The sequence below is a fragment of the Klebsiella sp. D5A genome (assembly GCF_001620885.1).
GTDB lineage: Bacteria > Pseudomonadota > Gammaproteobacteria > Enterobacterales > Enterobacteriaceae > Klebsiella > Klebsiella variicola.
In genome coordinates this window covers 285,004-298,738 of sequence record NZ_LOAR01000007.1, presented here as the reverse complement: position 1 = coordinate 298,738, position 13,735 = coordinate 285,004, and the positions used below count along the sequence as shown (strand labels likewise).

The following is a 13,735-nucleotide window of genomic DNA, read 5'->3' as shown; positions in this document are numbered from 1 at the left end:
TATTGACGTTTGCCCGCCACCAACCGCCTATTCTGCGATACAATGCTTTCACGTTATGTACCGGAGAATCAGGCATGTCCCATCCTGCGCTTACGCGACTGCGTGCGCTGCGCTATTTTGCCGTTATGCCATCCCTGGCGCCGCCCCTGAGTGACTGGCTGCTGCTGGAGGACTCAATGACCCAGCGCTTTGAGCAACAAGGAAAGCAGGTCACCGTGACCCTGATTAACGAAGGGTATATTGAGCGTGAGGCGCTGACTGACGAAGCGGCGCTGCTACCTGACGAGCCGCGCTACTGGCTGCGGGAGATTATACTCAATGCCGATGGCGAACCCTGGCTGGCCGGGCGCACGGTGGTGCCGGAGTCGACACTGTGTGGTCCGGAGCTGGCGCTACAGCAGCTCGGGCAGATCCCGCTGGGCCGATACCTGTTCACGTCGTCGACATTAACCCGCGATTTTATTGAAATTGGTCGCGATGCAGCGCTGTGGGGGCGTCGTTCCCGCCTGCGGCTGAGCGGCAAACCCCTGCTGCTGACCGAGCTGTTTTTACCTGCGTCGCCGTTGTACTAAGAGGAAGAAAAAATGGAGTGGAGTCTGTCGCAGAATAAGCTGTTGGCGTTTCATCGCCTGATGCGCACTGACAAACCGATCGGCGCTTTGCTGCTGCTGTGGCCGACGCTGTGGGCGCTGTGGGTGGCCTCGCCGGGCGTCCCGCCGCTGTGGATCCTGGCGGTATTCGTCGCCGGCGTCTGGCTGATGCGCGCCGCCGGCTGCGTGGTGAATGACTATGCCGATCGAAAATTTGATGGTCACGTAAAGCGTACCGCCCGTCGTCCGCTACCGAGCGGCGACGTTACCGAGAAAGAGGCGCGAACGCTGTTTATCGTTCTGGTGTTGCTCTCCTTCCTGCTGGTGCTCACCCTCAACACCATGACCATTCTGCTGTCGGTCGCGGCGCTGGCCCTGGCGTGGGTCTACCCGTTTATGAAGCGCTACACTCATCTGCCGCAGGTGGTGCTGGGGGCCGCCTTTGGCTGGTCGATCCCGATGGCCTTCTCGGCCGTTAGCGAATCGCTGCCGCTGAGCTGTTGGCTGATGTTCCTCGCCAACATTCTGTGGGCGGTGGCCTACGATACCCAGTATGCGATGGTGGATCGCGATGACGACGTGAAGATCGGCATCAAGTCCACGGCGATCCTGTTCGGCGAAAACGATCGTCTGATTATCGGTATCCTGCAGGTGGCCGTGCTGGCGCTGATGGGCGCGGTGGGCTGGCTGAATGGGCTGGGCTGGGAATACTACTGGTCGTTGTTTGTCGCGGCAGGTCTGTTTGGCTGGCAGCAGAAGCTTATCTTCAATCGCGAGCGCGATAACTGCTTCAAAGCGTTTATGAACAATAACTACGTCGGGCTGGTGCTGTTCCTGGGCCTGGCGATGAGCTACCTGTAACTCCCTGTCTACTTCCCCCCGGCATCGCGGGGGGAAGTGAGGGCAGCAACCGCCGCGTTACGCGTCATCCTGCGTGACGCTTTCAATCGTCAGCCGCACATCCGACGTAATCAAGTCCGCCAGCATCCGATAAACCTTCAGGGTCTCTTCCGGCTCGGCATCGCCGGTGTCGCTAATGTAGCCTTCATCGCGCAGGGTCAGCACCAGGGTGCTGAACACCGCTTTGTCGAAGAACTCCGGCGCGTTAATGCCATGCAGCACCGACAGGCGCTGGGCCACGGTACGACTCTCTTTTTCCAGCGAACTGCGGTTGATCGACGGGTTGGCGCTCAGCAGCCAGAAGGTGATGGCATAGCGCTGCAGCGTCTCGCGCGCGCCCGCGGCCAGCAGTTGCAGGGAGCGAGAGTGCGACGGATTGAGGCTCATCACCTCGCCATCGACGACGATCAGCTCCTGACGCAGCATCTCGGCAATCAATGCATCCACCACCCCGGCCAGCTCTGCTTTCTCCCAGCGCAGGAACAGCTCGGCCTTGAGGAACGGATACAGCGTTTCGACATGGCGCAGCACTTCGGTGCGGCTGAGCTGACGATGCTGAGTCACCAGGGCGGCTAACAGCGACGGTATCACCAGCATATGGGCGATGTTGTTGCGATAGTAGGTCATCAGCACCGCCTGCTCGCGCGGCAGGATGATGATATCGCCGATGGTGTCCTTCTCCACTTCGAACTTGTTCATTTGCAGCGCGTGGTCGATAAGCTCGCTGGCCGAAGCGGAAGGTGTCGTCGCATCTGGCGAATAGGGCACATTGCGCAGCAGCGCGAGGTAGCACTCCAGCTGTTGGGTGAGCTGCTCCCGGGTCAGTGAACGCTGACGCGAGGCCAGCAGCGCCGTGCAGCACAGGTTCATGGCGTTGGCCGCGCCGGCGTTGTTGATGCGCACCATCAGGTCAGCGGCGATGTTGTTCACCGTTGGCGTCAGCCAGGAAGGGCGGATGGCTTCGATCGGGTCGATGGCTTCCCGCCACTCCGGCACATGGTGGTTAAGGTAGGTCATCAGCGGCAGTGGTTCGCCGAAGTTGACATAGCCCTGGCCAAGGTTGCGCAGCTTGCTCAAGCCACGCACCATCTGCGGCAGGCTCTCTTTCTCTTTGGTGGCGCCGCGCAGCTCTTTAGCGTAGGTGCCTACTTCCATCACGTGTTCATAGCCGATGTAGATAGGCACCAGAGTGATCGGCCGGGTGCCGCCGCGCAGCATCGCCTGGATGGTCATCGACAGCGTACCGGTCTTCGGATCGAGCAGACGGCCGGTACGGGAGCGGCCGCCTTCGACGAAATACTCGACGGAATAGCCGCGGCTGAACAGCTCGCCAAGATATTCGCGGAACACCGTGGAGTAGAGCTTGTTGCCCTTAAAGGTGCGGCGGATGAAGAACGCGCCCAGGCGGCGGAAGATCGGCCCGGCTGGCCAGAAGTTGAGGTTGATGCCCGCCGCGATATGCGGTGGCACCAGGCCCTGATGATACAGGACGTAGGAGAGCAGCAGATAGTCCATGTGGCTGCGGTGGCAGGGGACATAGACAATCTCATGGCCGTCGTGAGCCAGCTGGCGCACGCGCTCGGCGTTATGAACGTTGATCCCCTGGTACAGGCGGTTCCAGGTGAAGCCGAGAATGCGGTCGGTCAGGCGGATCATCTCGTACGAGAAGTTCGCGGCAATCTCTTCCATCAGCGCGATAGCGTTCTGCTGAGCCTTCTCATGCGAAATTTTCTTGCTGCGCGCTTCATCTTCCACCGCGCGGGCAATCGCTTTCGAGGCCAGCAGTTTATTAAACAGATCCTGGCGGGCCGGCAGACGCGGGCCGACGGCGGCCAGGCGCTGGCGGGCAAAGTGCATCCGGGCGACGCGAGCCAGCTTCTGGGCGATGATCTTATCGGTACCGTGCTCATCCGCCATGCGGCGCAGCGACACGGAAGGCGAGAAACGCACGAAACTGTCGCGGCCGAGCCAGGAGACGGCGAAAAATTTCTGGATACCGTTCAGCATCCGCAGCGGCGGATTGACTTCCCCTTTCTCACGACCCGGCGAGCGGCCGAACATCACCGAGACCGGCACCATTTGCACATCGAGGTCCGGATGGTTGCGGTGCAGATCGAGGTAGTCGTGGAACAGCTTGATGGACTCTTCTTTTGGCGTGTAATAGGTAAATACGCGCGGCCCACCGTGGATGAATACGTAACGCGGCAGCAGCGCGCCGTCGATCTCCAGCGGTTCAAGCGGATCGGGTAAATCATGCGCCAGGCATTGGGCGCGCAGCGTCAGCAGGTCCGCCTTGGAATTATAGGGCAGGACGTACATGACCGGACGCGAGGTATCGAGTCCTAATTCCTGGGCAGGCTCTGCCGGAATAGACTTGCTTTTTACCAGCACCCGTAATGGTAAATTCAGTAATTTATAGTAAATTCGTTGCCAGCCGGACATAAACGATGTGAAGCCTCTGGTTAATCATGCAAATGCGCGGCAAGAATAACAGAAAGTGGGCAAAATTTCCGTTACCACGCGGCAAACGCGTACACTCATCGACGTCATTTACGTAAAAAGGTTTTGTGATGGCCAATAATACCACCGGGTTAACCCGAATCATTAAGGCGGCAGGTTACTCCTGGAAAGGATTTCGCGCAGCGTGGATCAACGAGGCCGCGTTTCGTCAGGAAGGTATCGCCGCCATCGTGGCCGTCGCGATAGCCTGCTGGCTGGACGTCGACGCCATTACCCGCGTATTGCTGATTGGGTCGGTCCTGCTAGTGATGATAGTCGAAATTCTCAACAGCGCGATTGAGGCGGTCGTGGACCGTATAGGCTCGGAATATCATGAGCTTTCAGGGCGCGCCAAAGACATGGGGTCGGCGGCGGTCCTGCTGGCGATTATCATCGCACTGATCACCTGGGGAACGCTGCTGTGGAGCCATTATCATTAACGTTCTTCGCTAAGCCTCGCAAAATATAAACAATCTGCCGATTTTTGTGTGCCATGTGGTTCCAAAATCACCGGTAGCTGTATATACTCACAGCATAACTGTATATACACCCAGGGGGCGGAATGAAAGCGTTAACGACCAGGCAGCAAGAGGTGTTTGATCTCATTCGGGATCATATCAGCCAGACGGGCATGCCGCCGACGCGTGCGGAAATTGCTCAGCGCTTGGGGTTCCGTTCCCCAAACGCGGCGGAAGAACACCTGAAAGCGCTGGCGCGTAAAGGCGCGATCGAGATCGTCTCCGGTGCTTCTCGCGGTATCCGCCTGCTGACGGAAGAAGAACATGGCCTGCCGCTGATCGGCCGCGTCGCCGCCGGCGAGCCGCTGCTGGCGCAGCAGCACATTGAGGGGCACTATCAGGTCGACCCGTCGATGTTTAAACCCAACGCGGATTTCCTGCTGCGCGTCAGCGGCATGTCGATGAAAGACATCGGTATCCTTGATGGCGATCTGCTGGCGGTCCACAAAACCCAGGACGTGCGTAACGGCCAGGTAGTGGTAGCGCGCATTGACGACGAAGTGACGGTGAAGCGCCTGAAAAAGCAGGGTAACGTCGTCGAACTGTTGCCGGAAAACAGCGAATTTACCCCTATCGTTGTCGATCTGCGTCAGCAGAGTTTTACCATTGAGGGTCTGGCCGTTGGCGTGATCCGTAATGGAGAATGGCTGTAACGCCTGCCCCTGCGCAGCGTCATCTGATGCATGACGCTGCGACGTTTGTCCTCAATCAGGTCTCCGAACATGCTGCTCAACGCTGCCGATAAAGCGCTGTGGCGCCTTGCGATCCCGATGATTTTCTCCAATATCACCGTCCCGCTGCTGGGGCTGGTGGATACCGCGGTGATCGGCCATCTTGACAGCCCGGTATACCTCGGCGGCGTCGCGGTTGGGGCGACGGCTACCAGTTTCCTCTTCATGCTGCTGCTGTTTTTGCGCATGAGCACCACCGGGCTCACCGCTCAGGCCTGGGGTGCCAAAGATCCGCTGCGACTGGCGCGGGCGCTGGTGCAGCCGCTGGCTCTGGCGCTGGGCGCCGGGGTTCTCATCATCCTGTTTCGCCTGCCGCTGATTAACCTCGCTCTGCATATTGTCGGCGGCAGTGAGGCGGTGCTTGAGCAGGCGAGACGGTTTCTCGAAATCCGCTGGCTCAGCGCCCCCGCCTCGCTGGCCAATCTGGTGCTGCTCGGCTGGCTGCTGGGAGTCCAGTACGCCCGGGCGCCGGTGATTCTGCTGGTGGTCGGTAATCTGCTCAATATTGTGCTCGACCTGTGGCTGGTGATGGGCCTGCGGATGAACGTCCAGGGGGCGGCGCTGGCCACGGTCACCGCGGAGTATGCCACTCTCATTATTGGCCTGATGATGGCGAAGCGGGTGCTGACGCTGCGCGGCGTGTCGCTGGCAATGCTGAAAAACGCCTGGCGCGGGGATCTGCGCCGTCTGCTGGCGTTGAATCGGGACATCATGCTGCGTTCCCTGCTGCTACAGCTGTGCTTTGGCGCGCTGACCGTGTACGGCGCGCGTCTGGGCAGCGACATTGTGGCGGTCAATGCGGTACTGATGACCATGCTGACCTTTACCGCCTATGCGCTGGATGGCTTTGCCTATGCCGTGGAAGCCTACTCCGGCCAGGCCTACGGCGCCCGCGACGGTAGCCAGCTGCTGGAAGTCTGGCGGGCGGCCTGCCGGCAGTCTGGCATGGTGGCGCTGGCGTTTGCCCTGATTTATAGCCTGGCGGGGGAGTACATCATCGCGTTGTTAACCTCGCTGCCTTCTCTGCAGCAGCTGGCCGATCGCTATCTGATCTGGCAGGCCATCCTGCCGGTGGTGGGCGTCTGGTGCTATCTGCTGGACGGCATGTTTATCGGCGCCACACGCGGCGCGGAGATGCGGAACAGCATGGCGGTCGCCGCGGCGGGGTTTGCTGTAACGCTGCTTTCGGTCCCGCTGCTCGGTAACCACGGTCTGTGGCTGGCGCTGGCGGTGTTCCTCGCCCTGCGCGGCCTGTCTCTGGCGCTGATCTGGCGTCGCCACTGGCGACACGGCACCTGGTTTAGCTAGTCATTGCCGTTCATCACGGCCATCTATGAATTCCCGCGGTTGCGCGCCGCTTACCGGGGCAACTCAGTAGCCCGGCTCAGCGTAGCGCAAGCCGGGAAAATCGCCTCAGCCTTACCCATCGGTATGATGGTTAAAAATTCCGAATAACGAATCGGTACCAGCATTCTCATCTATAGTTAATACCATGTCCGGTACAAAACGGGCTGTAAACCCACCGAATGATGAGGACGTTATCATGAATAAAGACGAAATCGGCGGTAACTGGAAACAGTTGAAAGGTAAAGCCAAGGAACAGTGGGGCAAACTTACCGATGATGATATGACCGTGATCGAAGGTAAGCGCGATCAGCTGGTCGGTAAAATTCAGGAACGGTACGGCTATGCGAAGGATCAGGCTGAGAAAGAAGTCTCAGACTGGGAGCATAAAAACGACTACCGCTGGTAGCGTTCCGTGGCTCAAAGAATAAAGCATTTGTGTTAGTGCCTGTCTGAATGGCGTAAGGATGCGCCGTTAACCCTGTTTCCCGCTGCGGCTGACGCTCAGCGGGCTTTCTTTTTCAGCTGAATGGAATGGTCGTGCTGGCAGTGTCCCGGCGTGCTGCAGGCTTCGACTTCCACGCAGTCTGCACAAAGGCCGTGGGCTTCAATCACGTTGTGGCGCAGGGCAAAGCCCATTCTGGCCGCTAACGTATGCATGATATCTTCCACCCCTTCCGCCGCCTCTTCCTTCACCACGCCACAGCGGTCACAGATAAACATGGCTGAGCTATGGGTCGGCTGGTCAAAGAGATGGCACAGCACATAGCTGTTGGTCGATTCAACCTTATGAACAAAGCCCTGCTCGAGTAAAAACTCCAGTGCGCGGTAAACCGTCGGTGGTTTAGCCTGCGGCTCTTTGTCACGCAGGAGATCCAGCAGATCGTAGGCGCTGATCGCACCTTGTTGCAGGCTCATCAGGCGCAACACCTCCAGACGCTGTGGGGTCAGGCGTACGCCGCGCTGCGCGCATAGCTTTTCAGCATGCGCTAACATCTCTTGCGAAGGGGTCTTATCCATGAGCATCCTCGGGTTGCGTGAATTTGAATCTGTTACTTTATCACGTTCCTCAGAAAACACCGAGAGCCGGCAGGTGATACGGGTCATACTTCAGATTGTCGGTACCTGCGCCAGTTCCGGGTGCTGGCCGCTGACTTTCGTGCAGACTACGCCTTAGTCGATCGCTAAAACCGTCCTGCCCGATTTAATCGCAACACGCATGACCCTGGGTATGCTATATCTGAAGTGTCTCATTTTCGGGAGAAAACGATGAAACGACCTGATTGCATTCGCCACTGGCGCGAACTGGAAGGGCCCGACGATGCCACTTATCCCGACAGCCCGGAGCGTTTTTCGATTGGCGCGCCGCTGGGGCGCGGTTTACGTCTCAACCGGCTGGGGATCCACCACGAGCGACTGCCGCCCGGGCGGCGCACCTCGTACCCGCACGCGGAGAGCGATGAGGAAGAGTTCATCTACGTGCTGGAGGGCTATCCGGAAGTGTGGATAAACGGCTATCTCTGGAAGCTGGAGCCGGGGGACAGCGTGGGTTTTCCCGCGGGTACCGGTATCTGCCACACTTTTCTCAATAACACCGAGCAGGAGGTTCGTCTGCTGGTGGTGGGCGAGGCCAACAAGAAATACAACCGCATCTATTATCCGCTCAATCCAGGCTATGCCGCGACGCGCCAGGATCGCTGGGTTGACCATCCGCCGCAATTCTTCGGTCCACACGACGGCAAGCCGCGGAAAAAGTAATCGACCCGGGGAAGGGGCGAAGCGCGGCGCACTATGCGCCTGTGGTTTATCTTTGTGCTATAGTAGCGCCCCTTTTTACCCGGATGCTTATTTATTCGCCATGATGCCTGAATCAACGTCACCTGTTTTCCCTGCTCACCGCTTCTCCATCGCGCCGATGCTCGACTGGACTGACCGACACTGCCGCTACTTCCTGCGGCTGCTGTCGCGGCATACGCTGCTGTATACCGAAATGGTGACCACGGGGGCGATTATTCACGGCAAAGGTGACTATCTGGCCTATAGCGAAGAAGAGCACCCGGTTGCTCTGCAGCTCGGCGGCAGCGATCCGCAGGCCCTGGCGCAGTGCGCGAAGCTGGCTGAAGCGCGTGGCTACGATGAGATCAATCTCAACGTCGGCTGCCCCTCCGACCGCGTGCAGAACGGGATGTTTGGCGCCTGTCTGATGGGCAATGCGCCACTGGTGGCCGACTGCATCAAGGCGATGCGCGATGTGGTGTCGATTCCGGTCACGGTGAAAACCCGTATCGGGATTGACGATCAGGATAGCTATGAGTTTCTATGCGAATTCATTGAGACGGTCTCCGGCAAGGGCGAGTGTGAGATGTTTATTATTCACGCCCGCAAAGCCTGGCTCTCCGGCCTGAGCCCAAAAGAGAACCGCGAGATCCCGCCGCTGGATTACCCCCGCGTCTGGCAGCTGAAGCGCGACTTCCCCCACCTGACGATGGCGATTAACGGCGGGATCAAATCGCTGGACGAAGCCAGACTGCAGCTTGAGCATATGGATGGGGTGATGGTCGGGCGTGAGGCCTATCAGAACCCGGGTATTCTGGCCTCGGTCGACCGCGAAATTTTCGGCATCGCCGGCGCGGATGCCGATCCGGTGGCGGTGGTGCGAGCCATGTACCCGTATATTGAGCGCGAGCTCAGCAATGGCACCTATCTGGGCCATATTACCCGCCATATGCTGGGGCTGTTTCAGGGCATCCCCGGCGCTCGCCAGTGGCGTCGCTACCTGAGCGAGAACGCGCATAAAGCCGGCGCCGATGTTGCGGTGCTGGAGCATGCGCTGAAGCTGGTGGCCGATAAACGTTAATTTCTGACGAAAACCTGGTGAAATTGACCACGCCTCGCGCACTGACGCGGGGCGTTTTCTTTTAAAGTCAAATTCTTATGTTTGGCATGCTTTTTGTAATACCTGCAGAGTGAAGTATTCATTCGTTGGGGAGAGAACCATGCTGGAACTGCTATTTGTCATTGGATTTTTTGTCATGCTGTTGGTGACCGGCGTATCGCTGCTGGGGATTATCGCGGCTATCGTGGTCGCTACCGCGCTGATGTTCGTCGGCGGGTTGTTTGCCTTGATGATCAAATTACTGCCGTGGCTGCTGCTGGCCGTGGTGGTGGTGTGGATTATTCGGGCGCTGAAATCCCCGAACGGAAACGCTTTTCGCGACAATAACCGTTGGCGTTACTAAGGTATTGAGGGGTCTGTCACAACCTGAACAATTTTGCAGACAACCGCGTAGGCATTACTGAGCAAATCTGTCACTATTAGCGCGTTAACGAATTCATCGCGCTGTACCCTACATACAGCCGAACTAAAAAAAAGTAAGGGCTTCCCAGGTGGAAGCCCTAAACTTTTGTCCCTTTGTCCGCTTACGGCAGCAGCAGACTAGACCCCTGAGTTACCCGGCTTTCCAGAACTTCATGCGCCCGACGGGCCTCGGTCAGCGGATAGGTCTGACTCTCGGGCACGTCCACTTTGATTACCCCACTGGCGATCAGTGAAAACAGTTCACTGCAGGCTTCCGCCAGCTCTTCCCGGTTGGTGATATAGCCGTGCAGCGATGGGCGGGTGACGTACAGAGAACCTTTCTGATTCAGGATCCCCAGATTGACGCCGGTCACCGGGCCGGAGGAGTTGCCAAAGCTGACCATCAGGCCGCGTCGCTGCAGGCAGTCCAGAGAGGCTTCCCAGGTATCTTTCCCCACCGAGTCGTAGACCACGGCCACTTTCTTACCGTCGGTAAGCGCCTTGAGTCGCTCCACGATTTGCTCTTCGCGATAGTTAATCACCTGCCAGGCGCCAGCCTCTTTGGCACGCTGCGCTTTCTGCGCGCTGCCGACGGTGCCGATAAGTTTCGCGCCCAGCGCTTTCGCCCACTGACAGGCAATCAGCCCGACGCCGCCGGCGGCCGCGTGAAACAGGAACACTTCATTAGGCTTAATTTCATAGGTTTTACGCAGCAGATACCACACCGTCAATCCTTTCAGGAACGATGCCGCGGCCTGTTCGAAAGAGATGGCGTCCGGCAGGACCGCGGCTTTGTCGGCCAGCACATTGTGTACCGTGCTGTAGGCGCCGAGCGCCGACTGCGCGTACACCACCCGATCGCCTACCTTAATGTGCGTTACCCCATGGCCAACTTTACTGACGACGCCGGCTGCCTCGGTGCCCAGACCGCTCGGCAGCGATGGTGGCGGATAGAGGCCGCTACGAACATAGGTGTCGATATAGTTGATACCGATGGCTTTGTTTTCGACCTGAATTTCATGTTCCGCAGGATCGCGGGGCGTGAACTCAACCGCCTGAAGCACCTCCGGCCCGCCGTGTTTTGAAAATTCGATGCGTGTTGCCATGTTCGCTCCTGTGTTGTTCTGAGATTATCCAGTAAGCTTAACAGCCTGCGGCGGCAGCGACGGATTTTCTTATCCGCCTCAGGCCTGCCACGCTTAATGGGTTCTTTAGCGGCAATGGCTTTCTCGCTATACTGTCACGCTCTTTTCCGTATCGGTGAAATGTTAGGCTATGGCAGGAAATAAACCCTTCAACAAACCACAGACAGAAACCCGCGAACGCGATCCGCAGCTCGCCGGGCTGAAAGTCCCGCCGCACTCGATTGAAGCGGAGCAGTCGGTGTTGGGCGGTTTAATGCTGGATAACGAGCGCTGGGACGATGTCGCCGAACGCGTGGTGTCGGAAGATTTCTATACTCGTCCGCATCGTCATATCTTTACCGAGATGGCGCGTCTGCAGGAGTCAGGTAGCCCGATTGACCTGATCACCCTTGCGGAGTCGCTGGAGCGTCAGGGGCAGCTGGACAGCGTCGGCGGCTTCGCCTACCTGGCCGAACTGTCCAAAAACACGCCCAGCGCGGCGAACATCAGCGCCTATGCTGACATCGTGCGCGAACGCGCGGTGGTGCGCGAGATGATTTCGGTGGCCAACGAGATCGCCGAAGCCGGCTTCGACCCGCAGGGGCGAACCAGCGAAGATCTGCTCGATCTCGCCGAATCCCGGGTTTTCAAAATCGCCGAAAGCCGGGCCAATAAAGACGAAGGGCCGAAAAACATCGCCGATGTGCTTGATGCCACCGTCGCCCGTATCGAACAGCTGTTCCAGCAGCCGCATGACGGTGTCACCGGGGTGAATACCGGCTACGACGACCTCAACAAAAAGACCGCTGGCTTGCAGCCGTCGGATCTGATTATCGTCGCCGCCCGTCCGTCGATGGGTAAAACGACCTTCGCGATGAACCTCGTGGAAAACGCGGCAATGCTGCAGGATAAGCCGGTACTCATCTTCAGTCTTGAGATGCCCTCGGAACAGATCATGATGCGTTCTCTGGCCTCGCTGTCGCGCGTCGATCAGACCCGCATTCGTACCGGTCAACTGGACGATGAAGACTGGGCGCGGATCTCCGGCACCATGGGCATCCTGCTGGAAAAACGCAATATCTATATCGATGACTCCTCCGGCTTGACGCCGACGGAAGTGCGCTCCCGCGCGCGGCGTATCGCCCGTGAGCACGGCGGCATCGGACTTATCATGATCGACTACCTGCAGCTGATGCGCGTGCCGTCGCTCTCCGACAACCGTACCCTTGAGATCGCCGAAATCTCCCGCTCGCTGAAGGCGCTGGCGAAAGAGCTGCAGGTGCCGGTGGTGGCGCTGTCGCAGCTGAACCGCTCGCTGGAACAGCGCGCCGATAAACGCCCGGTCAACTCCGACCTGCGTGAGTCCGGATCCATTGAACAGGATGCCGACTTGATCATGTTCATTTACCGTGATGAGGTTTATCACGAGAACAGCGATCTTAAAGGCATCGCGGAAATTATCATTGGTAAACAACGTAACGGCCCGATCGGCACCGTGCGACTGACCTTTAACGGCCAGTGGTCGCGGTTCGATAATTATGCCGGTCCTCAGTATGACGATGAGTAAACCTCTGTCTGTCTTTTTTTAAGGAATTCAAATGCAAGCGGCAACTGTAGTCATCAACCGCCGCGCTCTGCGACACAACCTGCAACGTCTGCGTGACCTGGCGCCTGCCAGCAAACTGGTTGCGGTGGTGAAAGCGAACGCCTACGGACACGGCCTCCTTGAGACCGCGCGAACGCTGACCGACGCCGACGCCTTTGGCGTCGCCCGCCTGGAAGAGGCGCTGCGCCTGCGAGCAGGAGGCATCGCCCAGCCGATCCTCCTGCTGGAAGGCTTTTTTGCTGCGGAAGACCTGGCGGTGATCGCCGCCCAGCGCCTGCATACGGCGGTGCATAGCCCCGAACAGCTGGCGGCGCTGGAGCAAGCCGATCTCCCCGAGCCGGTAACCGTGTGGATGAAGCTGGATACCGGCATGCATCGCTTAGGGGTGCGCCCGGAGGAAGCCGAGGCGTTTTATCAGCGTCTGAGCCAGTGTAAAAACGTCCGCCAGCCGGTGAACGTGGTGAGCCATTTCGCCCGCGCCGATGAGCCGACCTGCGGCGCCACCGAACGCCAGCTGGATATCTTCACCACCTTTACCGAAGGCAAACCGGGGCTGCGCTCTATCGCCGCCTCGGGCGGCATTCTGCTGTGGCCGCAATCGCATTACGACTGGGTACGCCCCGGGATTATCCTGTATGGCGTGTCGCCGCTGGACGATCGCTCCACCGGGAAAGATTTCGGCTGCCAGCCGGTGATGACTCTGACGTCCAGCCTGATTGCGGTGCGCGAGCATAAAGCAGGGGAGCCCGTCGGCTACGGCGGCACCTGGATCAGCGAACGCGATACCCGTCTCGGCGTGGTGGCGATGGGCTATGGCGACGGTTATCCGCGCGCCGCACCGTCGGGCACGCCGGTGCTGGTCAATGGCCGGGAAGTGCCGATTGTCGGCCGGGTAGCGATGGATATGATCTGCGTTGACCTCGGACCGCAGGCCCAGGATAAAGCCGGCGACGCGGTAGTGCTATGGGGAGAGGGGCTCCCGGTAGAGCGCATCGCCGAGATAACGAAAGTGAGTGCTTACGAACTTATTACGCGACTGACCTCCCGCGTCGCCATGAAATACCTCGACTAAGCACCAGCCGTACCGGATAACCCTGATGTTATCCGGTACGCCATCGGCACAGC

General features: G+C 58.8%; 14 protein-coding genes. 11 read left to right on the top strand and 3 right to left on the bottom strand.

Annotated features, from left to right (window positions below; genetic code table 11):
• The first annotated feature begins 74 nt into the window (after positions 1-74).
• Positions 75-572, top strand: a complete 498-nt coding sequence (gene ubiC / locus AS136_RS12680; RefSeq protein ID WP_008807309.1) for a chorismate lyase — start codon at positions 75-77, stop codon at positions 570-572.
• Between the two features lie 12 nt (positions 573-584).
• Positions 585-1,451: a 4-hydroxybenzoate octaprenyltransferase gene (gene ubiA / locus AS136_RS12675; RefSeq protein WP_008807308.1), complete on the top strand. Its 867-nt coding sequence runs from the start codon at positions 585-587 to the stop codon at positions 1,449-1,451.
• 57 nt (positions 1,452-1,508) lie between these two features.
• On the opposite strand, the gene plsB is transcribed toward ubiA, so the two are convergent.
• Entirely contained in the window at positions 1,509-3,932 is a 2,424-nt protein-coding gene (gene plsB, locus AS136_RS12670) for a glycerol-3-phosphate 1-O-acyltransferase PlsB (RefSeq protein ID WP_008807307.1), read from the bottom strand.
• Between the two features lie 128 nt (positions 3,933-4,060).
• Here plsB and AS136_RS12665 point away from each other — a divergent pair, with 128 nt between their 5' ends.
• The 4 genes from AS136_RS12665 to AS136_RS12650 all read left to right on the top strand — a co-directional run bounded on the left by AS136_RS12665 (position 4,061) and on the right by AS136_RS12650 (position 6,991).
• Positions 4,061-4,429, top strand: a complete 369-nt coding sequence (locus AS136_RS12665) for a diacylglycerol kinase (RefSeq protein ID WP_008807306.1) — start codon at positions 4,061-4,063, stop codon at positions 4,427-4,429.
• Positions 4,430-4,551: 122 nt separating this feature from the next.
• Positions 4,552-5,160: a transcriptional repressor LexA gene (gene lexA, locus AS136_RS12660; protein WP_004206291.1), complete on the top strand. Its 609-nt coding sequence runs from the start codon at positions 4,552-4,554 to the stop codon at positions 5,158-5,160.
• 69 nt (positions 5,161-5,229) lie between these two features.
• Positions 5,230-6,546, top strand: coding sequence for an MATE family efflux transporter DinF (gene dinF, locus AS136_RS12655; RefSeq protein ID WP_023323464.1), 1,317 nt, complete (start codon positions 5,230-5,232; stop codon positions 6,544-6,546).
• 235 nt (positions 6,547-6,781) lie between these two features.
• Positions 6,782-6,991, top strand: coding sequence for a CsbD family protein (locus AS136_RS12650; RefSeq protein ID WP_004206293.1), 210 nt, complete (start codon positions 6,782-6,784; stop codon positions 6,989-6,991).
• Between the two features lie 95 nt (positions 6,992-7,086).
• On the opposite strand, the gene zur is transcribed toward AS136_RS12650, so the two are convergent.
• Entirely contained in the window at positions 7,087-7,602 is a 516-nt protein-coding gene (gene zur, locus AS136_RS12645; protein ID WP_012543190.1) for a zinc uptake transcriptional repressor Zur, read from the bottom strand.
• A 249-nt stretch (positions 7,603-7,851) separates the two neighbouring features.
• On the opposite strand from zur, the gene AS136_RS12640 reads away from it, so the two are divergent.
• From AS136_RS12640 to pspG, 3 genes are all read left to right on the top strand, one after another.
• On the top strand, positions 7,852-8,340 hold the full coding sequence (locus tag AS136_RS12640) for a cupin domain-containing protein (RefSeq protein ID WP_002884935.1): 489 nt from the start codon (positions 7,852-7,854) through the stop codon (positions 8,338-8,340).
• A 100-nt stretch (positions 8,341-8,440) separates the two neighbouring features.
• Positions 8,441-9,439, top strand: a complete 999-nt coding sequence (gene dusA, locus AS136_RS12635) for a tRNA dihydrouridine(20/20a) synthase DusA (protein ID WP_071787641.1) — start codon at positions 8,441-8,443, stop codon at positions 9,437-9,439.
• 139 nt (positions 9,440-9,578) lie between these two features.
• Complete coding sequence (gene pspG / locus AS136_RS12630) at positions 9,579-9,821, top strand: envelope stress response protein PspG (RefSeq protein WP_012543188.1); 243 nt, start codon at positions 9,579-9,581, stop codon at positions 9,819-9,821.
• Positions 9,822-10,002: 181 nt separating this feature from the next.
• Here pspG and AS136_RS12625 read toward each other — a convergent pair whose 3' ends face one another.
• Positions 10,003-10,986 (bottom strand): quinone oxidoreductase, encoded by a 984-nt coding sequence (locus AS136_RS12625; protein WP_063266796.1) that lies wholly within the window; start codon positions 10,984-10,986, stop codon positions 10,003-10,005.
• A 169-nt stretch (positions 10,987-11,155) separates the two neighbouring features.
• On the opposite strand from AS136_RS12625, the gene dnaB reads away from it, so the two are divergent.
• Positions 11,156-12,571 (top strand): replicative DNA helicase, encoded by a 1,416-nt coding sequence (gene dnaB, locus AS136_RS12620; protein WP_008807299.1) that lies wholly within the window; start codon positions 11,156-11,158, stop codon positions 12,569-12,571.
• Between the two features lie 31 nt (positions 12,572-12,602).
• Positions 12,603-13,682, top strand: coding sequence for an alanine racemase (alr, locus tag AS136_RS12615; RefSeq protein ID WP_008807298.1), 1,080 nt, complete (start codon positions 12,603-12,605; stop codon positions 13,680-13,682).
• The last annotated feature ends 53 nt before the right edge of the window (positions 13,683-13,735 follow it).